The organism is Plantibacter sp. Leaf1 (assembly GCF_001421315.1).
In the GTDB taxonomy this organism is placed as follows: Bacteria; Actinomycetota; Actinomycetes; order Actinomycetales; family Microbacteriaceae; genus Plantibacter.
In genome coordinates this window covers 1350398-1374816 of record NZ_LMJX01000002.1, presented here as the reverse complement: position 1 = coordinate 1374816, position 24419 = coordinate 1350398, and the positions used below count along the sequence as shown (strand labels likewise).

The window sequence follows — 24419 nt, the reverse complement described above, 5'->3', positions numbered from 1 at the left end:
ACAACGACAAGGTCCCGCAGCCGAGCTGGCTGCTGTCGATGCTCGGTCTCCTGCTGCCGCTGCTCCTGATCGGTGTGTTCTTCTGGCTGATGCTGTCCGGCATGCAGGGCGGCGGCAACAAGGTCATGCAGTTCGGCAAGTCGAAGGCGAAGCTCGTCTCCAAGGAGTCGCCGAAGGTCACCTTCGACGACGTCGCCGGTGCCGACGAGGCCATCGAGGAGCTCGAGGAGATCAAGGACTTCCTCAAGGAGCCCGCGAAGTTCCAGGCCGTCGGCGCCCGCATCCCGAAGGGTGTGCTGCTCTACGGCCCTCCCGGAACCGGTAAGACCCTGCTCGCCCGCGCCGTCGCCGGCGAGGCAGGCGTCCCCTTCTACTCCATCTCCGGTTCCGACTTCGTCGAGATGTTCGTGGGTGTCGGCGCGAGCCGCGTCCGCGACCTCTTCCAGCAGGCCAAGGAGAACTCGCCGGCGATCATCTTCGTCGACGAGATCGACGCCGTCGGTCGTCACCGTGGTGCCGGCATGGGCGGCGGTCATGACGAGCGCGAGCAGACCCTCAACCAGCTCCTGGTGGAGATGGACGGCTTCGACGTCAAGACCAACGTGATCCTCATCGCCGCGACGAACCGTCCCGACATCCTCGACCCCGCGCTCCTGCGTCCCGGTCGCTTCGACCGCCAGATCGGCGTCGACGCCCCGGACCTCGCCGGCCGCAAGCGGATCCTTGAGGTGCACGGCAAGGGCAAGCCCCTGGCCGCGAGCGTCGACCTCGAGGTCGTCGCCCGCAAGTCGCCCGGCTTCACCGGTGCCGACCTCGCCAACGTCCTCAACGAGGCGGCGCTGCTGACCGCGCGCTCGAACGCACAGCTCATCGACAACCGTGCCCTCGACGAGGCCATCGACCGCGTCATCGCCGGTCCGCAGCGACGCACCCGCGTCATGCGCGAGCAGGAGAAGCTCATCACCGCGTACCACGAGGGTGGTCACGCGCTCGCGGCAGCGGCGATGAACAACACCGACCCCGTCACGAAGGTCACGATCCTGCCCCGCGGCCGCGCCCTCGGCTACACGATGGTGCTCCCGCTCGAGGACAAGTACTCCGTCACGCGCAACGAGCTGCTCGACCAGCTCGCCTACGCGATGGGCGGCCGCGTCGCCGAGGAGCTCGTCTTCCACGACCCGACCACCGGCGCCTCGAACGACATCGAGAAGGCCACCGGCATCGCCCGCAAGATGGTCACCGAGTACGGCATGACGACCGACGTCGGCGCCGTCAAGCTCGGCCAGTCCTCCGGTGAGATGTTCCTCGGCCGCGACATGGGCCACCAGCGCGACTACTCCGAGGAGATCGCGCAGCGGGTCGACGCCCAGGTCCGCGAACTCATCGAGGCCGCACACGACGAGGCCTGGCAGGTCATCACGACCAACCGCGCCGTGCTCGACCGCCTGGCCGCCGAGCTGATGGAGAAGGAGACCCTCGACCACCTGCAGCTGGCCGAGATCTTCAAGGACGTCAAGAAGCTCCCGCCGCGTCCGGTGTGGCTGTCCAGCAAGAAGCGCCCGGTCGGGTCCGGTTCCGCCGTCGGCTCGACGACGTTCACCGCCCCCATCGACTCGGGTGCGGCAGACGGCGGCGTGAGCTCCGAGCCGGAGCCGGAGGCGCCAGTAAAGCCGAAGCGCACCCGCGCCACGAAGCCGCGACCGGCGACCGCCTAGCCCGCATGACGCCCGGCGAGCACCCCGCGAACGCCGCGGCCGGAGCCGCGCAGGCCGAGTCTGATCCAGGCTCGGCCTCGCGGCCGTCCGTGGACCGTGCCCGGATCGCCGCGGCCATTCTGGAGATCCTCGACGCGATCGGCGAGGATCCGGCCCGCGACGGCCTGGCCGACACCCCGACGCGCGTCGCCGACGCGTACGCGGAGTTCTTCAGCGGCATCGGCCAGGACGCCGGTGAGCACCTGGCTCGCACGATCCCCATCGAGGAGGGTGCGACGAGCGACGCCGTGCTCGTCCGCGACATCGCCTTCCGTTCCGTGTGCGAGCACCACCTGCTGCCGTTCCTCGGCACGGCGCACATCGCCTACCTCCCCGACGAACGCGTCATCGGGCTCGGCGCCCTGCCGAAGGTCGTCGACACGATCGCGTCCCGCCCGCAGGTGCAGGAGCGACTGAGCGAGCAGATCGCCGACGTCCTCGAGGAGCGACTCGCCCCGCGCGGCGTCCTCGTCGTGCTCGAGGCGGCGCACGGCTGCGTGTCCATGCGCGGCTCGCGTCAGCTGACGAGCACCACCGTCACGATCGCCAGCCGCGGCGCCCTCGCGGATCCCGCCGCGCGTGCGGAACTCATGCAGCTGATCGGCACCACCGCCGAACAGGCCCGGTGATCCGGTGACGAGCGACGACGGGCACGCCGTCCCCGCAGACGGCCGGCGCACGACCGCGGCACCGACGACGCAGCCCGAGATCATGGGCGTCGTCAACGTCACGCCCGACTCCTTCAGTGACGGCGGCCGCTACTTCGACGTCGACGACGCCGTCGCGCACGGCCTCGAGCTCGTCGCTGCGGGGGCCACCGTCATCGACGTGGGCGGTGAGTCCACCCGGCCGGGCGCCGCTCGGGTCGACACCCGCGAGGAACAACACCGGGTCGCACCCGTCGTGTCGGCCCTGGCTGCGGCCGGGGTGCGGGTGAGCATCGACACCATGAGCGCCGAGACCGCCCGAGCTGCAGCCGACGCCGGTGCGTCGATCATCAACGACGTGTCCGGCGGGCTCGCGGACGACCGGATGCCGGCGTTCATGGCCGCATCCGGCCTCGACTGCGTCATCAGCCACTGGCGCGGCCACTCGGTGGACATGGCGAGCCGCGCCTCGTACACGGACGCGGCGGTCGACGTCGCGCGCGAACTCGACGACCGCGTGTCGACCCTGCTCGGTCAGGGCGTCGATCCACAGCGGATCGTCGTCGATCCGGGGCTCGGCTTCTCGAAGCACACCGAGCACAACTGGCGCATCCTCGCGCGCCTCGACCTGCTGCTCGAGCTCGGCTATCCGGTGCTCGTCGGCGCCTCGCGCAAGCGGTTCCTCGGCGCACTCCTGCGGGACGACGCCCCGATGACCGATCGCGATCTTCCGAGTGCCGTGGTCAGCGTGCTGGCGGTCCAAGCCGGCGCCTGGGGCGTCCGCGTCCACGACGTCGCCGCCACGAGACTCGCCCTCGACACCCTCGATGCATGGCAAGGTGGAGCCGATGACTGATTCGATCACCCTCACAGGCCTGCGGGCCTTCGCCCACCACGGCGTCTTCGACTTCGAGCGCGAAGCGGGGCAGGAGTTCGTCATCGACGTGACGGTCACCCTCGACCTCCGCCCTGCGGCAGGCGGCGACGAACTCGGCGCGACCATGCACTACGGCGAGCTGGCGGAAGCCGTCGTCGCCGCGGTCGAGCGCGACCCGGTCGACCTCATCGAGACGGTCGCGGAGCGCATCGCCGCCGTCGTGCTGTCGAACCCGCGCGCGGAGGCGGTGCGGGTCACCCTCCACAAGCCGAGCGCCCCGATCACGGTGCCGTTCGCGGACGTCGCGGTGACGATCGAGCGCACCGCCGCGGACCGCGCCGAGACCGGACAGGCCGGCTGATGGTGTCGCGCACCCCCATCCACGACCCGGCGCGACGCCCGGGGCCACCGAAGCCACGCGCGGTGCAGGCTGTCATCGCGCTCGGGGCGAACCTCGGGGATCGCCGCGCGACGATCGCTCAGGCGTGTGAGGACCTCGCCGCCGTCGACGGCGTGCTCGAGGTCCGACCCTCGCCGCTCGTCTCGAGTGCCGCCGTCAAGCCGGCGGGCGTGGACGAGTCGGCACCCGCCTACCTCAACGGGGTCGCCATCGTCCGGACCCGACTCCGGCCGCTCGAACTCCTCGACGAACTCCAGCGGATCGAACTGGCCCACGGCCGGGTCCGCGAGGAGCGCTGGGGCGACCGGACGCTCGACCTCGACCTCCTCGCCTACGACGACGAGACGATCGACGACGACCGCCTGACGGTCCCGCACCCGCGTGCCGCCGAGCGCGGCTTCGTCGTCGTGCCGTGGCTGTTGCTCGACCCCGATGCGACGTTGCCCGGTGTGGGTCGCCTCGACACCCTCGCCGCCGCCAAGGACGGATCCGTGGTCCCCGACGACGGAGCGCAGCCGTGAGGCGGACCACCGCGACGCCGCTCATCGTGCTCGCCGGGGTCGGCGTGGTCTTCGGGTTCCTCGTCGAGGTGGCGTCGGTGTCCGCCGGGCGTGCCTCGATCATCCCGCCCGTCACCCTCACGGTCTCCCTCGTCGCGGTCGCCATCATCCTCATCGCCCTGTCCTGGCCGATCCGGCGCAGCACGACCGGGCACGCGACCCGACGGATCGACCCGTTCCGGGCGATGCGGGTGGCCGCCCTCGCGAAGGCGTCGAGCCACGCGGGGGCCCTGGTCGCCGGTGCCACCGTCGGGATCATGCTCTTCCTCCTGACCCGCCCGATCCTGCCCGCGCTAGGCTCGCTGTGGCTGGTGATCGCGTCCATCGTGGGATCCGTCGCGCTCGTCGTCGCCGCTCTGGTGGCCGAGTGGTTCTGCACCGTTCCGAAGGATGATGATGACGACGCCGCACCCGGGGGAGCCCCGTCCCACACCTGAACCGCTCGTCGAGCGGCCCTTGATCGACACACCGCTCGACGAGACGTCGGCCACGGAGGCCACACACGCCGAGTCGTCCGCTCCCGGCGGGCACCGGCTGGACCTGCCCGACGTCGAGTGGCGACGGGTGAGCCGCAAACTCATCGCCATCGAGTTCATCTCCGAGGGCGCCGGCCTCCTCGTCGTCACCGCGGCGGTCGTGTTCGTCGCGCTCGTCTGGGACTGGACGTGGATCTGGTGGCCGTTCGCCGCCTTAGCGGTCATCTCGCTGATCACCGCGGCCTTCATCCCGCGTCGGATCCGGGCCATCGGCTACCAGCTCCGCGCTGACGACCTCCTGTTCCGCCGGGGGATCATGTGGCAACGCTTCGTCGCCGTCCCGTACGGTCGCATGCAGCTCGTCGACATCAACCGCGGGCCCCTCTCGCGCGCGTTCGGCCTGGCCGACCTCAAGTTCGTGACCGCTTCCGCCTCCACCGGCGTGGTGATCAACGGGCTACCCGAGGCCGAGGCGGAGGGACTGCGCGACCACCTGGTCGCCGTGGCGGAGAGCCGACGGACCGGCCTGTGAGCGAGCAGCAGCCGCAGGGACCGCCGCCCCGGTTCGACGTGCACGCTGCCGGGCCACGCGTCAAACCGACGGCCGAGGCGATCGTTCCGCGCGTCGCCGGGCAGAGCCTGGTCGACGGTCAGTGGCACCGCCTGCACCCGGCGACGCCCCTGCTCCGCGGCGGCATCGCGTTCGTCGCCATCCTCGGCATCGTCATCGCCAACCTGCGCGAGCGGCTCATCGAGTTCTTCATCCCGGCGCCGGGCATGGAGCAACCGACCGACCCGATCGACTACATCCTGAACCACGGGTTCGTCGGCTGGGTGCTCCTCGCGATCGCCGGCGGGCTCATCGTGGTCATCGCCGTGTTCTGGCTCTCGTGGCGCATGCACACCTTCCGCGTCACCGACGAGGCCGTCGAGGTCCGCAGCGGCATCCTCTTCCGCACGAACCGCAAGGCCAAGCTCGACCGCATCCAGGGCGTCTCCATCGAGAAGCCGCTGCTGGCCCGACTCATCGGCGCCTCCCGCATCAACGTGAGCGTCGCCGGGCAGGACGCGAACGTCAAGCTCGAGTACCTCTACACGGCGGACGCCGACGGCCTCCGCCGCGACGTGCTCACCCTCGCGAGCGGCGTGAAGCTCGCCGAGCGCCAGCAGCGGCCCGCCGCCGCTCCGGTCGACCCGAGCCTGCCGGACGCCGCGACGCCGGACGGCGGCGGCGTCTCACGGTTCGTCACCGAGCGGGTGGACGACTTCGTCTCACCGGAACTGGACCCTCAGGAGGCGGTGCCGGATTCGGTCGTGCGGCTGACCCTCGGGCGTCTCGTCGGCTCGACCGTGCTCAGTCCGTTCACCGTCATCGTCCTGATCTCGGTCGTGGTCGGGGTGGTCCTGCTCGTGAACGGTCTCGAGTGGGCCTGGTTCTGGCTCGTGCCGATGGTGCTGAGCCTCGGTGCCTTCATCTGGTCGAGCGTGACGAAGTCGCTCCGCTACAGCATCGCCGCGACCCCCTCGGGCGTGCGCGTCGGGTTCGGTCTGTTCTCGACGACCAACGACACCATCCCTCCGGGTCGCATCCACGCCATCGAGGTGTCGCAGCCGATCATCTGGCGTCCCTTCGGCTGGTGGAGGGTCCGGATCAACAAGGCCGGTCTCTCCCTCGAGCAGGCTGCCCGCGGGGCGAGCAACAACACGGTGTTGCCGGTCGGATCGCTCGTCGACGCCGCCCAGGTCGTGGAGCTCATGCTCGCGGGCCGCATCGACGGCAGCGCCTGGGCTCCACTGCAGTCCGCCCTCTCGACGCGTGACGGGGTCGGGTTCGTCGGGTCGCCCCGTCGCTCGATGTGGATCAACTGGTTCTCGTGGCGGCGCACGGGCTATGCGCTGCGCGACGGGATGCTGCTCTTCCGCCAGGGGGTGGTCTGGCGGAAGCTGCACATCCTGCCGCTCGCCCGGCTGCAGAGCATCCGGATCAACCAGGGGCCGCTCCTGCGGGCACTCGACCTGGCCTCCGCGACCGCGCACACGGTGCCCGGTCCGGTCATCGCGAAGCTCCCGGCCATGGCGCGGGACGAGGCGGTACGCATGTTCGAGGCGGCCTCCGAGGCGATCGTGGTCGCGCAGGCGACCGACCGGAGTCACCGCTGGGCGAGCTTCGACCCCGAACACCAGCCCGGTGACGAGCCGGTGACGGCCCCGTACCTCGCAGAACCGACGGCGCAGCCGGGCACGGAGGCCGTGGCTGAGGCCGAGGGACCACTCGAATCCCCGGCAACGCCGGTGCCGGCCGACGACGATCGGACGATGCGGTGAGCGCCGACCGTCGGAATGCCCGCCTCGGCGTCGGGATCATCGGAAGCGGTCGGGTCGGCCCGGTCATCGGGGCGGCCCTCGGCGGTGCCGGACACGCGATCGTCGGCATCACCGCGGTGTCCGAGGAGAGTCTCGACCGCGCGAACGCCCTGTTGCCGGACGTCCCCGTGCTCGATCCGACCGAGGTCGTCGAGCGGAGCGAACTCGTCGTGATCGCCGTGCCGGACGAGCAACTCGCGTCGCTGGTCGAGGGGCTCGCGGCGGTGGGTGCGTGGCAGCCGGGCCAGCTCGTGGCGCACACCTCGGCTCGCTTCGGCACCGCGGTCCTCGCTCCGGCCGCTCGCGCGGGCGCCATCCCGTTGGCGTTGCACCCGGCGATGGTGTTCACGGGGACCAGCCTCGACCTCGCCCGCTTGCACGAGACGTCCTTCGCCGTCACCGCTCCGGCACCCGTCCAGCCGATCGGCCAGGCACTGGTCGTGGAGATGGGCGCGGAACCGGTGATCATCGCCGAGGCCGATCGGGAGGCGTACGCCGAGGCGGTCGAGACGGCTGCCAGCTTCTCGCGGGCCGTCGTGCAGCAGGCGACCGGACTCCTCCAGGAGATCGGGATCGAGAACGCCGGCGGGTTCCTGTCCTCGCTCGTCCGGTCCTCGGTGGACGAGGCCTTGCGCGGCGCCGCGACGCCCGACGTCGACGAGCTGCTCTAGCCGAACGGCCGCCCACTCGTCCGAACGGGCGAGCGAGCGGCCGTGGTCGCGCCAGACGGAGTGGGCGACGTCGTGGTACCGGGGTCAGTGGCGACGGCGGATGAGCGCGTCGATCGCGAACCGACCCGGGCCCGTGAGGGCGAGGGCGAGGGCGGCGACGCCGAGCACCATGACGTACTCGAAGCCACCTTCGGCGGCGGAGAAGCCGGCCGGCAGGTGCACGAGGACCAGGGCCACCGCCATCGTCACGGCGAGCAGCGCCCCGATGACGCGGGTGCCGAGCCCGACGATGAGCAGGAGTCCACCGACGACCTCGAGTCCGGCGACGACGACCGCGGTCACGTCGGGGAGCGGGATGCCCATCCCGCCGAAGCCGGCGGCGACGCCCGGGATCGTGTCGACGAGGAACTTCTGCAGCCCGTGCGCGATGAAGACCACCCCGAGGACCACGCGGAGGAGGACGAGCCCGGCGTCGAGGCCGACGGAGCGCCGGTCGGCGGCGGCCGAGGCCGGAACCGGTGGGACGACGGTGGCGTCGCGGTGGTCGGTGTGCTGGTGGTCGGAGAGCGTCGTCATGACGAGCCTTTCGAGTTCGTTTCCGGCGTCGGTGCCCCCGATCGGGACTCCTGGCCTCCGAGCCAAGCACGGGCCGAGGCCACGACAGGGTGCTCGGAACGGTTCTTCGAGACCCTTGTCAGGCCGTCGATAGCCGGTTCATAGGAAACCGTCCGTGCGCGCAGCCCGAGCGTGGTCCCCGGTAAACTCCAGTGACCGCACGAGGAGAATCGCACCGCATGACTGACACGACGCCAGAGCCGATCGACGACGCAGCAGAGCAGGCAGAGCTCTCCGAGCAGAAGGCCGTCCGCCTCGCGAAGCGCCAGCGCCTCATCGACGAGGCGACCTCCGGTGCCGGTGGCGCCTACCCGGTCACCCTGCCCATCACGGACACCATCCCGGCCGTGCGCGCCCGCTACGGCGAGCTGCAGCCCGACGAGGCGACCGGCGTGACCGTGGGCGTCGCCGGGCGGGTCGTGCACCTGCGCAACACCGGCAAGCTCTGCTTCGCGAGCCTGCAGTCGGGCGACGGCAGCCGTATCCAGGCCATGGTGAGTCTCGCGAGCGTCGGCGACGAGCAGCTCGCCGCGTGGAAGGAGCTCGTCGACCTCGGCGACCACGTCTTCGTCTCCGGGGAGGTCATCTCCAGTCGCCGTGGGGAGCTGTCGATCATGGTGGCCGAGTGGACCATCGCCGCGAAGGCGATCCTCCCGCTGCCGAACCTCCACAACGAGCTGAACGAGGAGACCCGGGTCCGCAGCCGGTACCTCGACCTCATCGCCCGCGACCAGGCGCGCAAGAACGTGCTCGACCGGGCGAAGACCGTCGCGAGCCTCCGCCAGACGTTCACGGAGCGCGACTTCGTCGAGGTCGAGACGCCCATGCTGCAGGTCATGCACGGCGGCGCGTCGGCACGGCCGTTCGTCACGCACTCGAACGCGTTCGACACCGAGCTCTACCTGCGCATCGCGCCGGAGCTCTACCTGAAGCGCGCCGTCGTCGGCGGGATCGACCACGTCTACGAGATCAACCGCAACTTCCGCAACGAGGGTGCCGACTCCACGCACAGCCCGGAGTTCGCGATGCTCGAGGCGTATGAGGCCTACGGCGACTACGGCACCATGGCCGACCTCACCCAGACCCTCATCCAGAACGCCGCACTGGCCACGAGCGGCAGCCACGTCGTCACCTGGGCCGACGGCACCGAGTTCGACCTCGGCGGCGACTGGGACCGCATCTCGATGTTCGAGAGCCTCTCCGCCGCAGCCGGTGTGGAGATCACCCCGCAGACCCCGATCGAGGAGCTCAAAGCACTCGCGGAGCGCGAGGGGGTCGAGGTGCCCCACCCCATCCACGGCAAGTACGTCGAGGAGCTGTGGGAGCACTTCGTGAAGGGCGGCCTCGAGCGCCCGACCTTCGTGATGGACTTCCCGGTCGACACGAGCCCCCTCGTCCGGGCGCACCGTTCCGTCGAGGGCGCGGTCGAGAAGTGGGACCTCTACGTCCGCGGCTTCGAACTGGCGACCGGCTACTCCGAGCTCGTCGACCCGGTGGTGCAGCGCGAGCGGTTCATCGAACAGGCGAAGCTCGCCGCGCAGGGCGACGTCGAGGCGATGCGTCTCGACGAGGAGTTCCTGCGGGCCCTCGAGTTCGGCATGCCGCCGTCGGGCGGCATGGGCATGGGCATCGACCGCCTCCTCATGGCGCTCACCGGTCTCGGCATCCGCGAGACGATCCTCTTCCCCCTGGTCAAGTAGCGGCCCACCGGCAGCACGACCACGAACAGTCAGGCGCGACGATGAGCATGATGGACCCGGGCGACCACCAGGACCCCAAGAAGCAAGGACCGACGACGGCGCGGATCACGATCTGGATCGTGGTGAGCGGTATCGGCCTCTACCTCGTGGTGAGCGGCCTCTGGGGCGCCCTCGCGGGTGGTTCCTGAGCCTGTCGAAGGGCGGTTCCTGAGCGACCCGTCCTTCCGGTCCCTGCGCCTGTCGAAGGGCGGTACGATTGACGGGTGATCGAGGACTACTGGCTGAATGCGCTCTGGTCGCTGCTGCCCACCGTGGTCGTCGGCGTCATCTTCTGGGTCGTGATGCGTGCCATCCTGCGCTCCGACCGCAACGAGCGCAAGGCGTACGCGCAGGTCGAGGCCGAGCAGCGGGCCAAGCTCGGTCTGCCGCCCGTCGACTCCACGGCCCCCCGCGAGGTCTGAGCCTCCGTCCGACGCCGCGGTGTCGCATGCCCGCAGTCCGGGGCGGTCAGTAGGCTGGAGCCTCGGCACCTGAGCGGATGGGCGACATGACGATCGAGTTCTCCTGGAACTGGCTGGGCATCACCGCCCTCGTCCTGGACTTCATCATCCGGGTCATCGCGGTCATCGTCGTCCCGCGCAACCGGCGCCCCACCGCCGGGATGGCCTGGTTGCTGGCCATCTTCCTCATCCCGTACCTCGGCGTCATCGTCTTCCTGCTCATCGGCAATCCGAAGCTGCCGCGGGTGCGTCGGCGGAAGCAGTACGACATCAACGTGTACATCCGTCAGACGACCCGCGACCTCGTCAAGGCGAACCTGACCTCGAACGCGCCGGCGTGGTTCCGATCGGTCGTGACACTCAACCGCAACCTCGGCTCGATGCCGCTCCAGGGCGGCAACGCCGCGAGCCTCATCGGCGACTACGAGGCCTCCATCCACGCGATGGCCGGCGACGTCGACCGCGCCGAGCACTTCGTGCACGTCGAGTTCTACATCCTCACCTGCGACCGGACGACGAAACCGTTCTTCGACGCGCTGGAACGCGCCATCGATCGCGGCGTCACCGTCCGGGTGCTGCTCGACCACTTCGCGAGCTGGCGGACCCCCGACTACAAGCACACCCTGCAGCGCCTCACGGCGATGGGGGCGCAGTGGGCGCTCATGCTGCCGCTCCAGCCCTTCAAGGGGAAGTTCCAACGTCCCGACCTCCGGAACCACCGCAAGATGGTGATCGTCGACGGCGCCGTCGCGTACATGGGGTCGCAGAACATGATCGACCGGAGCTACAACAAGCCGGGCAACATCAAACGCGGGCTCCAGTGGCAGGAGCTCATGACCCGGGTGGAGGGCCCGGGGGTCGCCGGCATCAACACGATCTTCCTGAGCGACTGGTACAGCGAGACGGGCGACGTGCTGTCGCAGGAGGTCGGGTTGCTCGACGCCCGCCCGGCCGGCGACCTCGAACTCCAGGTGGTGCCGAGCGGCCCCGGGTTCGACGGCGACAACAACCTCAAGCTCTTCCTCGCGCTCATCTACGCGGCGCAACGGCGCATCGTCATCACGAGTCCGTATTTCGTCCCCGACGAGTCGTTGCTCGCCGCCGTCACGACCGCCGTGCAGCGCGGGGTCCCGGTCGATCTGTTCGTGTCCGAGATCGGCGACCAGGCGGTGGTGTGGCACGCACAGCGGTCGTACTACGAGGCGCTTCTGCGGGCGGGGGTGCGGATCTTCCAGTACCCGGCGCCGTACATCCTGCACGCCAAGCACTTCACGATCGACGACGACGTGGCGGTCATCGGCTCGAGCAACATGGACATGCGGTCCTTCGGTCTCAACCTGGAGGTGTCGCTCATGGTCCGTGGGCGGGAGTTCGTCCGTGAGATGCGTGCCGTGGAGGACGGGTACCGCGAGATCAGCAAGGAGCTGACGCTCGCGGAATGGCTGAAGCAGCCGCTGCGCTCGACCGTCCTCGACAACCTCGCCCGACTCACCTCGGCGCTCCAGTAGCGGTCGGCACGGCCCGGCGACGGGTGCGCTGAGCGAGCCCGACGGCGCCCGCTCCGCCTCCGAATCCCCGGCGAATCCGCCAGGGCCGCGCGGCGACCGCGTCCCTATACTGGGGGCAAGTCAGGCCCACGACGGCGTCGCCTGCTCCCGGTCGACCCTTCGCCTGACGCGATCGAAGGAGGCATCAGTGCACCACACCGATATTCCGACCCGCTCCGACATCGTCGAGCTCGCGAACGCCCGAGAAGCGTCGAGCGTGTCGATCTACCTCGAGACGAGCACCAACCCCGCGGACACGAGCCACATCCGGCTCGACTTGAAGAACCAGGTCAAACAGGCGGTGGAGCAGTTGGCTGCGGCGGGAGCGGACCGTGCCGCGGTCGGGCGGTTCACCGACGAGATCGACCGCCTCCTCGAGGACCCGGACTTCCTCCGGTACCTGTCCTCGAGCCTGGCCATCTTCGTCAGCCCGACGACGACCCGGTACTTCCGTGTGCCCAACGTCCTGCGCTCGTGCACCGAGGTGTCGGACCGCTTCTACATCAAACCGCTCATGCGGGCGCTCACCTTCCCGCAGTCCGCCTACGTGCTGGCCCTGGCGCAGAGCGGGGTCCGCCTCGTCGCGGTCGCGCGCGACCTGCCGGCGACGAGCATCGAGCTGGACATCCCCGAGGACGTCGCGGCGGCGGCTCACGTCGACTCCATCCGTGGGCGGGGCTCGAACGGCCGCGAGCAGCTCGGACGCATCCAGGGCTCGGAGGGCCAGAAGATCCGGATGCAGGAGTACGCGCAGATCATCGACAAGGCGCTCGCGCCGATCCTCGCGAACTCGAAGGAACCGCTCATCCTCGCGGGTGCCGAACCGATGACGGGGATCTTCCGCTCGGTGAGCACGTCCAAGCAGCTGGTGAAGCCCGAGATCGAGGGCAATCAGCAGGAACGCTCCGACGAACAGCTCGCCGCCGCGGCACGACCGATCCTCGACGAGCTGTACGCCGCGGAGCTGCACGCGCTCTGCGAGGAGTTCGGCACCCGGGCGTCGAACGGACGCGCGGTGACCGACCTCGGCGACGTGGCACGCGCCGCGACCGCGAACGCCGTCGACACCCTGTTCGTCGACATCGACACGAACCTGCCCGGCACGGTCGACGAGGCCACCGGTGTCGTCACCCTCGACGAGGAGGCCGACGCGTCGAACTACGGCGTGATCGACGAGATCCTCCGACGGGCACTCCTGTCCGACGCCAGGATCCTCGCCGTCCGAGCCGAGGACGTCCCCGGCGGTGGGGCGCTCGCCGCGACTGTCCGGTTCCCCGTCTGATCCACCCGCGATCCGTCCACACCCGCAGCGCACGTGCCAGGTGCACGTGCGCTGCGGCGTTCCCGGACCCCCGGCATCACGCCCACGGCGAACAGGGGCGATGAGAGCTGCGGTGGTCGTTACGCTCCTACTAACGGCATCACCACCCTGCCCGGTGCCGGAGGAGAGTGATCATGTTCGAGAGATTCACCGACCGTGCGCGTCGTGTCGTCGTCCTGGCCCAGGAAGAGGCCAAGATGCTCAACCACAACTACATCGGGACCGAGCACATCCTGCTCGGCCTCATCCACGAGGGCGAAGGAGTGGCCGCCAAGGCGCTCGAGTCTCTCGGGATCTCCCTGGATGCCGTGCGCGAGCAGGTCACCGACATCATCGGCACCGGCCAGCAGCAGCCGACGGGACACATCCCGTTCACGCCGCGCGCCAAGAAGGTGCTGGAGCTGAGCCTGCGCGAAGCGCTGCAGCTCGGCCACAACTACATCGGCACGGAGCACATCCTGCTCGGCCTCATCCGCGAGGGTGAGGGCGTCGCCGCCCAGGTCCTCGTCAAGCTGGGCGCTGACCTCAACCGGGTGCGCCAGCAGGTCATCCAGCTGCTCTCCGGCTACCAGGGCAAGGAAGCCGCGCCCGTCGGCGGCAACCAGAGCGAGCAGCAGGCCCAGGGCGGATCCCAGATCCTCGACCAGTTCGGTCGCAACCTCACCCAGGCCGCGCGCGACAACAAGCTCGACCCGGTCATCGGTCGCGACAAGGAGATGGAGCGGGTCATGCAGATCCTCTCCCGTCGTTCCAAGAACAACCCGGTCCTGATCGGTGAGCCCGGTGTCGGTAAGACCGCGGTCGTCGAGGGCCTCGCCCAGGCGATCGTCAAGGGCGACGTCCCGGAGACGCTGAAGGACAAGCAGTTGTACTCGCTCGACCTCGGCTCGCTCATCGCCGGAAGCCGCTACCGCGGTGACTTCGAGGAGCGCCTGAAGAAGGTCACCAAGGAGATCCGCACCCGCGGCGACATCATCGTCTTCATCGACGAGATCCACACCCTCGTGGGTGCCGGTGCCGCTGAAGGCGCGATCGACGCCGCGTCCATCCTCAAGCCGCTGCTCGCACGCGGTGAGCTCCAGACCATCGGTGCCACCACGCTCGACGAGTACCGCAAGCACTTCGAGAAGGACGCCGCACTCGAGCGCCGCTTCCAGCCCATCCAGGTCATGGAGCCGTCGCTGCCCCACACGATCAACATCCTCAAGGGGCTGCGCGACCGCTACGAGGCCCACCACAAGGTGTCCATCACCGACGGTGCACTCGTCTCGGCCGCCAACCTGGCCGACCGCTACATCTCCGACCGCTTCCTGCCCGACAAGGCCATCGACCTGATCGACGAGGCCGGCGCGCGCCTGCGTCTGTCGATCCTCTCGAGCCCTCCGGAGCTGCGCGAGTTCGACGACAAGATCGCCGGCGTCCGCGAGGCCAAGGAGACGGCCATCGAGGAGCAGGACTTCGAGAAGGCCGCTTCGCTCCGCGACGAGGAGAAGAACCTCCTCGGCGAGCGTCTGCGCCTCGAGAAGCAGTGGCGCTCGGGCGACGTCAAGACCACCGCCGAGGTCGACGAGGGTCTGATCGCCGAGGTGCTCGCCCAGGCGACCGGTATCCCCGTCTTCAAGCTCACGGAGGAGGAGTCCTCGCGGCTCGTCTTCATGGAGAAGGCCCTGCACCAGCGCGTCATCGGTCAGGAGGAGGCCATCTCGGCCCTCTCGAAGACCATCCGACGCACCCGTGCCGGTCTGAAGGACCCGAAGCGTCCGTCCGGTTCGTTCATCTTCGCCGGCCCCACGGGTGTCGGTAAGACCGAGCTGGCCAAGGCGCTCGCCGAGTTCCTGTTCGACGACGAAGGCGCGCTCATCTCGCTCGACATGTCGGAGTACGGCGAGAAGCACACGGTCTCGCGACTGTTCGGTGCTCCTCCCGGGTTCGTCGGCTTCGAAGAGGGCGGCCAGCTCACCGAGAAGGTGCGTCGCAAGCCGTTCAGCGTCGTGCTCTTCGACGAGATCGAGAAGGCGCACCCCGACATCTTCAACTCGCTCCTCCAGATCCTGGAAGAGGGCCGGTTGACCGATGGTCAGGGCCGTGTCGTCGACTTCAAGAACACCGTCATCATCATGACCACCAACCTCGGTGCTCGCGACATCGCCGGTGGGCCCGTCGGCTTCCAGATCGAGGGCAACGCCTCGACCGGGTACGACATCATGCGCGGCAAGGTGAACGAGGAGCTGAAGAAGCACTTCAAGCCCGAGTTCCTCAACCGTGTCGACGACATCATCGTGTTCCCGCAGCTGTCGAAGCCGGAGCTCCTGCAGATCGTGGACCTGTTCACGAAGCGTCTGTCGGAGCGTCTGCTCGACCGCGACATGACGATCGAGCTCACGCTGCCCGCGAAGGAGCGACTCATCGAGGTCGGGTTCGACCCCACCCTCGGTGCGCGTCCGCTGCGTCGTGCCATGCAGCGCGAGGTCGAGGACCAGCTCAGCGAGCAGATCCTCCACGGCCAGCTGAACGCCGGCGACCACGTGCACGTCGACTTCGTGGACGGGGCGTTCGCGTTCACGACCTCGGCCCGCGGCGAGTCCGTCGGTGCCGGCGTGAACTCGCAGGCTTCGCTCGGGACGGGTTCGGCAACGCCCGACCTCGCGATCACGGGCGAGTAGTCACCAGCACCACCGAAGGCCCCCACTCCGCGGAGTGGGGGCCTTCGTCGTATGGCCGGACCGGACCCCGGAGCGGCCCGGGTCAGCCGAGGCGGTCGAGGTAGCGGAGGATGATGCCCTCGCGGAGTGCCCAGGGGGAGACGTCGAGCTCGCGCACGCGGAAGGCGGCCATCGCCTCGGAGAGGACGATCCCGCCGGCGACGATCTGGAAGGTGCGGTCGGCGGTGATGCCGGGGAGTGCGGGGCGCGCCTCGGCCGGGATCCTCGCGAGCCTGGGGATCCAGTCGTCGAGCTGGCTGCGGCGCAGCAGCGACCGTTCGGTACCGCCGATCCCGTCGGCGACCGAGCCGGCGAGCCGCGCCAGCGAGCGGATGGTCTTCGACGACCCGACGACGTGATGCGCGTCCGGTTCGGCGACGAAGGCCGGCAGGGCGTCGGCGAGCACCTGACGGGCGTGCAGCCGGAGTGCCTCCTGCTGGGCGGCGGTCGGCGGGTCGTCGTGGAGGAACCCGACGGTGGAACGCCCGGCACCCAGCGGGAGCGAGATGGCGACGTCGGGGACCTCGTCGCCGCCGGCGGCGATCTCGAGGGAACCGCCGCCGATGTCGAGCAGCAGCATCTCGCCGGCGGACCAGCCGTACCAGCGGCGGACGGCGAGGAAGGTGAGCTTCGCCTCGTCGTCACCGGACAGCACCTGGAGTGCGATGCCGGTCCGTGCTTCCACGAGGGCGAGGACTTCGGGTCCGTTGGTAGCCTCGCGGATGGCGGAGGTCGCCATCGAGAGCAGCTCGTCGAGGCCGCTCTCGCGGGCGATCGCCGCGGCAGCGCCGATCGACTCGAGGATGACGGTGACACCCTCGTCGCTGATGGAGCCGTCGGGCAGGAGGTAGCGCATGAGTCGCAGCACCGACTTGTGCGACGACTGGGGGATGGGGCGAGCGCCGGGGTGGGCGTCCACGATGAGCAGGTGGACGGTGTTCGATCCCACGTCGAGGACTCCGAGTCGCATGCCCTCACCGTACCGGGCCGGGGGATCGCAGGCGGCGCGCAAGGTCGCGCAGATGATCGACCACACCCCGTAGGATCGCGGCATGAACGCCGCCAGCTCCGAAGCCGCAGCCCCTCGCACGCTCGTCATCCTCGGCGCCGGGGGAGACCTCACGGCACGACTCCTCCTCCCCGGGCTCGCCTCGCTTCTCGCCTCGCCGCGCGGCGAGGCCGTGCGCTTGATCGGCGTGGATCGCTCGGAGTCGACCGACGAGGCGTGGCGCAAGCGGGTCGCGAGCTCCTTCGCCGACGCCCCCTCGAAGCTGGCCGATGCGATCGTCTCCGAGACCACCTACCTGCAGGCCGACGTCTCCGACCCCGCGTCGCTCGAGCGGGTCCTCGAGGCCGCCGGCCCGAACGTCGCGCTGTATTTCGCGTTGCCGCCGGCCGTCACCCTGCTCGCCTGCAAGGCGCTGCGGAAGCTGGAGCTCCCGAAGGGCATCATGCTCGCCCTGGAGAAGCCGTTCGGGACCGACTACGCCTCCGCACGCTCGCTCAACCGACTCCTCCAGCACCTCGTGCCCGAGGAGCAGGTGTTCCGTGTCGACCACTTCCTCGGCAAGTCCACGGTCCTCAACCTCCTCGGCCTGCGCTTCGCGAACCGCATCTTCGAGCCGCTGCTGTCGGCCGACAACATCGAACGCGTCGACATCGTCTTCGACGAGCAGTTGGCACTCGAGGGTCGTGCCGGCTACTACGACCGGGCCGGAGCGCTGATCGACATGATCCAGAGCCACCTGCTGCTCGTGCTCGCGTTCGCCGCCATGGAGCCCCCGGCGAGCGTGCATGCCGAGGACCTGCGCGGCGGGATGGCGCAGGTGCTTCGCGCGACACGACCGTGGAAGACCGACGGGACGGAGAGTCGGCGGGCGCGTTACGGCGCCGGCGCGATCGGCGACCGCAAGCTGCCCGCCTACATCGACGAGCAGGGGGTCGACCCCTCGAACCACACGGAGACGCTCGCCGAGATGACGCTCGCGATCGACAACTGGCGGTGGGCCGGCGTGCCGTTCGTGCTGCGCTCGGGGAAGGCGTTGTCGGGCACGCGGCAGGAGATCGTGTTCACCTTCAAGCCGGTGCCGCACCTGCCCGCCGGCCTCCACGGGACGAAGACGCCGGCGCGGCTGCGGATCGGCCTGAAGCCGGCGTCGCTCGACCTCGACCTGATGATCAACGGCGAGGACGACCCGTTCGAGCTGGACCCCGTCGCCCTCCACGCGGAACTCCAGGCCGGGCAGCTGAGCGCGTACGGCGAGGTCCTGTCGAGCATCCTCGAGGGCGACCCGACGCTGTCGGTGCGCGGCGACGTCGCCGAGCAGTGCTGGCGGATCGTCGCGCCGGTCCTCAAGGCGTGGCGCAAGGACGAGGTGTCGATCGACACCTACCCGGCGGGGGGCGCTGGTCCCGCGTCCTGGCACTGACCCGGAGGCCCTCGCTCGGTCGGGAACACCGCGCGGGCGTCAGTAGACTTGCTCGGAGGTTCTGACGCTGGGAGGCGAGATGGTCGAGCAGGCTCCGCAGGGATACACCGTCCGTCGCGCCCGCACCGGTGACGTCCGCCGCATCCAGCAGCTCGTCGAACCGCTCGTGCAGCAGCGCATCCTCCTCGGCAAGGACGACGTCGTCTTCTACGAGGCGGTCCAGGAGTTCCGCGTCGCCGAGACCGCCGACGGCGAGCTCATCGGATGCGGCGCCCTCCACGTCATCTGGGAGGATCTCGGCGAGGTCCGCACGCTCGCCGTCTCGGCCGACCACCTCGGAACCGGTGTCGGCCACGCGCTGGTCGAACGCCTCGAGCACGACGCAATCGAGCTCGGCCTGCGTCGCCTGTTCTGCCTGACCTTCGAGACCGGCTTCTTCACGCGGCACGGGTACCAGGAGATCGGCGAGGAGATCGTCCCGCCGGAGGTCTACGCGCAGCTCGTGCGCTCCTCCGACGAGGGTGTGGCCGAGTTCCTCGACCTCGCGCGGGTGAAGCCCAATACGCTCGGTAACACCCGGATGCTCAAGCTGCTCTGAACCACCGCTTGAAGGTTGGTGGCCCGCGGGTGGGGTCATGAGACCGTTCACAATCAGCTGCTGACCAGGCGTTCGAGTGCCTCGGGCTGAAGTGGGTCTGCTCAGATGAGCACGCCCGGGTTTACGTGCCGTTCACATTTCCGGTGGTCTTCCGTCACGCATGTCGGTTAGCTTGTGAGGCACTACCCATCGTCTGTGCCTCGAATGGGGGGTGCGTTGTCGCGCGCCCCGAACGAGGACGGCCCTCGATTCGGAGCCACATGTCGTTCAAACACCCGTGGAGGCTGTCCGCCTTCGCCGCCCTTGCCGGGCTCGTCGCCGCACCGCTCGTGGCGACACCCGCACTCGCCTCGACGGACGGCCTCGGCGTCGTCATCAACGAGGCCTACCTCTCGGGTGGGAGCGCGAACGCGCCCTATCTCAACAAGTTCGTCGAGCTGTACAACCCGGGCGCGACGCCCGTCGACGTCAGCGGCTGGTCCATCCAGTACCGGAAGCTCGACGGTGTCGGCGCCTCCTCCACCGTGGTCCCGCTCACCGGCTCCATCGCAGCCGGCGGGTACTACCTCGTCTCCGGATCGTCGAACGGCGCCAACGGCGTCGCGCTGCCGACCCCGGACGTGACGAGCTCCCTGAGCCCGCAGGGGCAGAACGGCACGCTCGCGCTCGTCGCCTCGACGGCCGCCGTGACGTTGCCGACCGGTTCCGTCGTCGCCGACCCGACCATCGTCGACCTCCTCGGCTACGGCACCTCGAACACCTTCGAGACGGCCGCGTCGCCGTCGCCGTCGGGCAACGCCGTGCCGCAGTCGATCGTGCGCACCGACTTCGCCGACACCGACAGCAACACCGCGGACTTCGGACTCAGCGACACCGTCACCCCGCAGAACAGTGCGGGCGACACCCCGGTCGACCCCGAGCCGACCCCCGACCCGGAGCCGAGCCCCGAGCCCACCGACCCGACCACCCCGGTCGAGCCCGGCGTCGCGACGATCGCCGAGATCCAGGGCACCGCGGCCGCGAGCACCATGGTCGGCCAGACGGTGACCACGAAGGGCTTCGTCACCGCCAGCTTCCCCACGGGCGGCTTCAACGGCTACTACCTGCAGACCGAGGGGACCGGCGGCGCCATCGACCCCGCGACCCACCTCGCGTCCGACGGGGTCTTCGTCTACTCACCGGCAACCGTCGGCTCCGTCGCGGTCGGTCAGTACGTGCAGGTCACCGGCGTGGTCGACGAGTACTACGGCCTCACGCAGCTGAAGGTCACGGACGCCGCGGCGGTCACCACGCTCGACGCCACCGGGGTCAAGGCACCGACCGCAGCGACGGTCGCGTTCCCGGCCACCGATGAGGAGCGCGAGCGTCTCGAAGGCATGCTCGTGGCTCCCGCGGGCGACTACACCGTCACCGACACCTACGCCACCAACCGGTACGGCGAGGTCGGCCTGGCCGCGTCGGACAGCCCGTTCGTCACCCCGACCGTGCTCGGCAAGCCCGGGTCCGCCGAGGCGCTCGCCGCTGCGGCACGGGTCCCGGCGGAGAAGGTCGTCCTCGACGACGCCTCCACCATCGACTTCTCGAAGGCGGAGAACACCGGCATCCCGCTCCCGTACGTCTCGACCACCGCACCCGTCCGCGTCGGTGCAGCCGTCGCGTTCACCGCTCCGGTCGTCTTCGACTTCCGCAACAGCAACTGGAAGTTCCAGCCCACGCAGCACCTGACGGGCGCCAACGCGGCCGAGGCGCAGCCGGCGACGTTCGAGAACACACGCACCACCTCGCCCCGCGGGGTCGGCGGCGACGTCTCGCTCGCGACCTTCAACGTGCTGAACTACTTCGCCACCACCGGCGACTCGCGCACCGGTTGCACCTTCTACAGCGACCGTGACGGTGGCAAGACGACCGTCGACAACTCCGACGCCGCCGGTTGCGGCGTGCGCGGAGCGGCCACGGCCGAGAGCCTCGCGCGTCAGCAGGCCAAGATCGTCTCGGCGATCAACGCCCTCGACGCCGACGTCGTCTCGCTCGAGGAGATCCAGAACTCCGCGTCGATCGGTCTCGACCGCGACGACGCCCTCAAGACGCTGACGGCGGCCCTCAACGCCGCCGCCGGTGAGGGCACCTGGACGTTCGTCCCCTCGCCCGCGAAGGTCCCCGCGGACGAGGACGTCATCCGCACGGCGTTCATCTACAAGTCCGCCACCGTCGAGACGGTTGGCGAATCGCGCATCCTGCTCGACGAGCCCGCCTTCGACAACGCCCGCGAGCCGGACGCGCAGGCGTTCAAGCCGAAGGGCGCGGACGACGCGGCGACGTTCCTCGTGATCGCGAACCACTTCAAGTCGAAGAGCACCTCGAAGGCCGCGACGGGCGACAACGCCAACACCGGCCAGGGCGCCTTCACCGGCGACCGCACGCGTCAGGCCAAGGCCCTCGTGGCCTTCGCCGACACGGTCTCGAAGGACATCGGCACGAAGAAGGTCTTCCTCGTCGGTGACTTCAACTCCTACGACGCCGAGGACCCGCTGGACGTGCTCCGTGACGCCGGCTACCTCAGCCAGGAGGCGAAGACCGGCGAGTACACCTACGCCTACGACGGTGCGGTCGGCTCGCTCGACCACATCTTCGCGTCGCCGGAGGCCGACCAGAGCGTCACCGGCGCCGACGTGTGGAACATCAACTCGGTCGAGTCGATCGCCCTCGAGTACTCGCGGTACAACGCGAACGTGACCGACTTCAACGTGCCGGACATGTTCCGGTCGAGTGACCACGACCCCGTGATCGTCGGCATCAGCGCAGACGCGAGCGAGTCCGCGACCGTCAACCTGTTGAACATCAACGACTTCCACGGTCGGATCGACGCCAACACGACGAAGTTCGCCGGCACGATCGAGCAGCTGAAGTCGATGTTCGCGCCCGACCAGACGGCGTTCATCTCCGCCGGCGACAACATCGGAGCCTCGCTCTTCGCCTCGTCGTCGCAGGAGGACCAGCCGACGATCGACGTGCTCAACGCACTCGGTCTGGCGGCCTCCGCGGTCGGCAACCACGAGTTCGACCAGGGCTACGGCGACCTCGTCGACCGCGTCATGGCCGACGGGAAGAACGCGGCCTGGCCGTACCTCGGGGCCAACGTCTACGAGAAGGGCACGAAGCAGCCCGCACTTCAGGAGTACACGATCCTCGACATCGACGGGGTGAAGGTCGCCGTCGTCGGCGCCATCACCGAGGAGACGCCGACGCTCGTGTCGCCCGCGGGCATCGCCGACCTCGACTTCGGGGACCCGGTCGAGGCCGTGAACCGCGTCGCCGCCCAGCTCAGCGACGGCGACGAGTCCAACGGTGAGGCCGACGTCATCGTCGCCGAGTACCACGAGGGTGCTGGAGCCGGCACGCCGGACGGCGCGACCCTCGAGCAGGAGCTCGCCGAGAAGAGTGCCTTCACCGACATCGTCACCACGACGAGTGCCGAGGTCGACGCGATCTTCACCGGCCACACGCACAAGCAGTACGCGTGGGACGCTCCGATCCCCGGCGTGACCGGCAAGACCCGCCCCGTGCTCCAGACCGGCAGCTACGGCGAGTTCATCGGCCAGATCACGCTGACCGTCGACCGCGCATCGGGTGACGTGACCGCCTACACGGCGAAGAACGTCGCGCGCACCACCGTGGCCGAGGCCGACCTCGTCAAGCAGTACCCGGCGGTCGCCACGGTCAAGACGATCACCGACAAGGCCCTCGCGGTCGCGGCGGAGATCGGCAACCGGAAGATCGGCGAAGCGAAGGCCGACATCACCCGCGCGTTCAACAACGGGGTGAAGGACGACCGCGGTGCGGAGTCCACGCTCGGTGCGCTCGTCGCCGACTCCCTCCGGGCCTCGCTCTCGAGCGCGGACCGCGGCGGGGCCGACATCGGCATCGTCAACCCGGGTGGCATGCGCGAGGAGATCCTCGCCGGTGACATCACGTACGCCGAGGCGAACGCGGTGCTTCCGTTCCTCAACAACCTGTGGACGACCTCGCTCACGGGTGCCCAGTTCAAGACGGTGCTCGAGCAGCAGTGGCAGATCGACGCGGCCGGGAACGTGCCGTCTCGTCCGTACCTGCAGCTCGGCCTGTCGTCGAACGTCCAGTACACCTTCGACCCCACGAAGGGTCAGGGCGAGCGCATCACGAGCATCACGGTGAACGGTGAGCCCATCGACCCGACGAAGAGCTACCGGATCGGCTCCTTCAGCTTCCTGCTGCAGGGTGGCGACAACTTCCGTGAGTTCGCGAACGGCACCGACACGCGCGACTCCGGTCTCGTCGACCGCGACGCGTGGGTCTCGTACCTCACGGCGAACAGCCCGGTCGCTCCGGACTTCGCCCGCCAGAGCGTGCAGGTCACGAACGTACCGACCGCGGCGATCGCCGCCGGCGGGAAGGTCACGTTCGACGTCGCGAAGCTCGACCTGACCTCCACGGGCAGCCCGGTGAACACCTCGCTCGCCATCGAGGTCAACGGTGCAGCCGTCGGAACGGTCCCGGTCACGGCCGGTGCCGCAACGGTCTCGTTCACGCTGCCGGCCGGCACGGCCGACGGCGCGGCGACGGTGCGCCTCACGGCCCTCGAGTCGGGGACGACGCTGACGGTGCCGCTCACGGTCGCGACGCCGCCGGTGGTCACGCCGCCGACGCCCGCCCCGGACTCGGCCCTCATCCAGGCGCTGAAGGACCTGATCAAGGCGATCACCGACTTCATCATCGGCAAGCTCGCCACGATCCACGTCGGCAAGGAGTACGCCGGCACTTGGGTGAGCGTCTGGCTGCACTCCGACCCGATCCTCGTCAGCGACGGCCTCGTGCAGGTCGACGCGGACGGCAACGTGCAGGTCACCGTGCCTGAGGACGCCCCGGTCGGCTCGCACCGCCTGGTCGTCCAGGACGCCGACGGCAACGTCATCGGTTGGCAGGACATCGTCGTGCAGGCAGCGGCGGTCGACCCCGGCACCGACCCGGGCACCCAGCCCGGTGCGGGCGGCGGGACCGGCAGCGGTTCCGGCACGGCCGGCGGCAGCCAGGACGGCAGCCTGAGCAACACGGGTGCCGAGCCGTGGGGGAACGCGGCGCTCGCCGCACTGCTCCTCGTCGGTGGTCTCGCGCTCGTGATCGCGCGTCGTCGCTCGGCGCAGCAGCTCTAGCGCTCGCGACACCCCGCACCATCCCGATGCCCCGTCATCGGTCGGACCACGGTCCGCACCGACGGCGGGGCA

The 24419-nt window shown here is 69.6% G+C and carries 20 protein-coding genes; 18 read left to right on the top strand and 2 right to left on the bottom strand.

Features of this window, described 5'->3' with window-relative positions; genetic code table 11:
• The 9 genes from ftsH to ASE44_RS08610 form a co-directional block, all read left to right on the top strand.
• On the top strand, positions 1-1715 hold a 1715-nt coding region (ftsH, locus tag ASE44_RS08650; RefSeq protein WP_235522571.1), incomplete at its 5' end, for an ATP-dependent zinc metalloprotease FtsH.
• A gap of 5 nt (positions 1716-1720) precedes the next feature.
• Complete coding sequence (gene folE, locus ASE44_RS08645; RefSeq protein ID WP_082455911.1) at positions 1721-2383, top strand: GTP cyclohydrolase I FolE; 663 nt, start codon at positions 1721-1723, stop codon at positions 2381-2383.
• Between the two features lie 82 nt (positions 2384-2465).
• Complete coding sequence (gene folP / locus ASE44_RS08640) at positions 2466-3257, top strand: dihydropteroate synthase (protein ID WP_056011497.1); 792 nt, start codon at positions 2466-2468, stop codon at positions 3255-3257.
• Positions 3250-3639 carry a dihydroneopterin aldolase gene (gene folB, locus ASE44_RS08635; protein ID WP_082455910.1) on the top strand — a complete coding sequence of 130 codons (390 nt, stop codon included), beginning with the start codon at positions 3250-3252 and terminating at the stop codon, positions 3637-3639. The genes folP and folB overlap by 8 nt, the downstream gene beginning before the upstream one ends.
• A 62-nt stretch (positions 3640-3701) precedes the next feature.
• A complete protein-coding gene (gene folK, locus ASE44_RS08630; RefSeq protein WP_235522570.1) occupies positions 3702-4199 on the top strand; it encodes a 2-amino-4-hydroxy-6-hydroxymethyldihydropteridine diphosphokinase in 498 nt (165 codons plus the stop codon).
• Positions 4196-4675, top strand: a complete 480-nt coding sequence (locus tag ASE44_RS08625) for a DUF3180 domain-containing protein (protein ID WP_056008427.1) — start codon at positions 4196-4198, stop codon at positions 4673-4675. The genes folK and ASE44_RS08625 overlap by 4 nt, the downstream gene beginning before the upstream one ends.
• On the top strand, positions 4635-5246 hold the full coding sequence (locus ASE44_RS08620) for a PH domain-containing protein (protein ID WP_082455909.1): 612 nt from the start codon (positions 4635-4637) through the stop codon (positions 5244-5246). Before ASE44_RS08625 ends, ASE44_RS08620 begins: the two co-directional genes overlap by 41 nt.
• On the top strand, positions 5243-7039 hold the full coding sequence (locus ASE44_RS08615; RefSeq protein WP_056778955.1) for a PH domain-containing protein: 1797 nt from the start codon (positions 5243-5245) through the stop codon (positions 7037-7039). The genes ASE44_RS08620 and ASE44_RS08615 overlap by 4 nt, the downstream gene beginning before the upstream one ends.
• Entirely contained in the window at positions 7036-7749 is a 714-nt protein-coding gene (locus ASE44_RS08610; protein ID WP_056778952.1) for a Rossmann-like and DUF2520 domain-containing protein, read from the top strand. The genes ASE44_RS08615 and ASE44_RS08610 overlap by 4 nt, the downstream gene beginning before the upstream one ends.
• Positions 7750-7833: 84 nt before the next feature.
• On the opposite strand, the gene ASE44_RS08605 is transcribed toward ASE44_RS08610, so the two are convergent.
• Complete coding sequence (locus ASE44_RS08605) at positions 7834-8325, bottom strand: DoxX family protein (protein WP_082455908.1); 492 nt, start codon at positions 8323-8325, stop codon at positions 7834-7836.
• Positions 8326-8543: 218 nt separating this feature from the next.
• Here ASE44_RS08605 and lysS point away from each other — a divergent pair, with 218 nt between their 5' ends.
• The 6 genes from lysS to ASE44_RS08580 all read left to right on the top strand — a co-directional run bounded on the left by lysS (position 8544) and on the right by ASE44_RS08580 (position 16095).
• Positions 8544-10064, top strand: a complete 1521-nt coding sequence (gene lysS, locus ASE44_RS08600; protein WP_056008419.1) for a lysine--tRNA ligase — start codon at positions 8544-8546, stop codon at positions 10062-10064.
• 41 nt (positions 10065-10105) lie between these two features.
• Positions 10106-10252, top strand: a complete 147-nt coding sequence (locus ASE44_RS18455; protein ID WP_157579829.1) for a hypothetical protein — start codon at positions 10106-10108, stop codon at positions 10250-10252.
• 75 nt (positions 10253-10327) lie between these two features.
• Positions 10328-10525, top strand: a complete 198-nt coding sequence (locus tag ASE44_RS08595) for a hypothetical protein (RefSeq protein WP_327078811.1) — start codon at positions 10328-10330, stop codon at positions 10523-10525.
• Positions 10526-10611: 86 nt separating this feature from the next.
• Entirely contained in the window at positions 10612-12072 is a 1461-nt protein-coding gene (gene cls, locus ASE44_RS08590; protein ID WP_056011491.1) for a cardiolipin synthase, read from the top strand.
• A gap of 187 nt (positions 12073-12259) precedes the next feature.
• Positions 12260-13393, top strand: a complete 1134-nt coding sequence (locus ASE44_RS08585; RefSeq protein WP_056008417.1) for a hypothetical protein — start codon at positions 12260-12262, stop codon at positions 13391-13393.
• Positions 13394-13566: 173 nt separating this feature from the next.
• A complete protein-coding gene (locus ASE44_RS08580; RefSeq protein ID WP_056011489.1) occupies positions 13567-16095 on the top strand; it encodes an ATP-dependent Clp protease ATP-binding subunit in 2529 nt (842 codons plus the stop codon).
• An 82-nt stretch (positions 16096-16177) separates the two neighbouring features.
• Here ASE44_RS08580 and ASE44_RS08575 read toward each other — a convergent pair whose 3' ends face one another.
• Positions 16178-17104, bottom strand: a complete 927-nt coding sequence (locus tag ASE44_RS08575) for a Ppx/GppA phosphatase family protein (RefSeq protein WP_056780976.1) — start codon at positions 17102-17104, stop codon at positions 16178-16180.
• An 82-nt stretch (positions 17105-17186) separates the two neighbouring features.
• Here ASE44_RS08575 and ASE44_RS08570 point away from each other — a divergent pair, with 82 nt between their 5' ends.
• The 3 genes from ASE44_RS08570 (at position 17187) to ASE44_RS08560 (ending at position 24347) form a co-directional block, all read left to right on the top strand.
• Positions 17187-18563 (top strand): glucose-6-phosphate dehydrogenase, encoded by a 1377-nt coding sequence (locus ASE44_RS08570; protein ID WP_056778947.1) that lies wholly within the window; start codon positions 17187-17189, stop codon positions 18561-18563.
• 79 nt (positions 18564-18642) lie between these two features.
• On the top strand, positions 18643-19161 hold the full coding sequence (locus ASE44_RS08565; RefSeq protein WP_056914186.1) for an amino-acid N-acetyltransferase: 519 nt from the start codon (positions 18643-18645) through the stop codon (positions 19159-19161).
• A gap of 260 nt (positions 19162-19421) precedes the next feature.
• Positions 19422-24347 (top strand): ExeM/NucH family extracellular endonuclease, encoded by a 4926-nt coding sequence (locus ASE44_RS08560; protein WP_082455907.1) that lies wholly within the window; start codon positions 19422-19424, stop codon positions 24345-24347.
• Positions 24348-24419: the final 72 nt, after the last annotated feature.

Excerpts from the sequence above, each read along its gene's own strand:
- cls (WP_056011491.1), top strand. The coding sequence starts at position 10,612 with ATGACGATCGAGTTCTCCTGGAACTGGCTGGGCATCACCGCCCTCGTC.
- lysS (WP_056008419.1), top strand. The coding sequence starts at position 8,544 with ATGACTGACACGACGCCAGAGCCGATCGACGACGCAGCAGAGCAGGCA.
- ASE44_RS08560 (WP_082455907.1), top strand. The coding sequence starts at position 19,422 with ATGTCGTTCAAACACCCGTGGAGGCTGTCCGCCTTCGCCGCCCTTGCC.
- folE (WP_082455911.1), top strand. The coding sequence starts at position 1,721 with ATGACGCCCGGCGAGCACCCCGCGAACGCCGCGGCCGGAGCCGCGCAG.
- ASE44_RS08575 (WP_056780976.1), bottom strand. The coding sequence starts at position 17,104 with ATGCGACTCGGAGTCCTCGACGTGGGATCGAACACCGTCCACCTGCTC.
- ASE44_RS18455 (WP_157579829.1), top strand. The coding sequence starts at position 10,106 with ATGAGCATGATGGACCCGGGCGACCACCAGGACCCCAAGAAGCAAGGA.
- ASE44_RS08570 (WP_056778947.1), top strand. The coding sequence starts at position 17,187 with ATGAACGCCGCCAGCTCCGAAGCCGCAGCCCCTCGCACGCTCGTCATC.
- folP (WP_056011497.1), top strand. The coding sequence starts at position 2,466 with ATGGGCGTCGTCAACGTCACGCCCGACTCCTTCAGTGACGGCGGCCGC.
- ASE44_RS08565 (WP_056914186.1), top strand. The coding sequence starts at position 18,643 with ATGGTCGAGCAGGCTCCGCAGGGATACACCGTCCGTCGCGCCCGCACC.
- ASE44_RS08580 (WP_056011489.1), top strand. The coding sequence starts at position 13,567 with ATGTTCGAGAGATTCACCGACCGTGCGCGTCGTGTCGTCGTCCTGGCC.
- ASE44_RS08620 (WP_082455909.1), top strand. The coding sequence starts at position 4,635 with ATGACGACGCCGCACCCGGGGGAGCCCCGTCCCACACCTGAACCGCTC.
- folB (WP_082455910.1), top strand. The coding sequence starts at position 3,250 with ATGACTGATTCGATCACCCTCACAGGCCTGCGGGCCTTCGCCCACCAC.
- ASE44_RS08605 (WP_082455908.1), bottom strand. The coding sequence starts at position 8,325 with ATGACGACGCTCTCCGACCACCAGCACACCGACCACCGCGACGCCACC.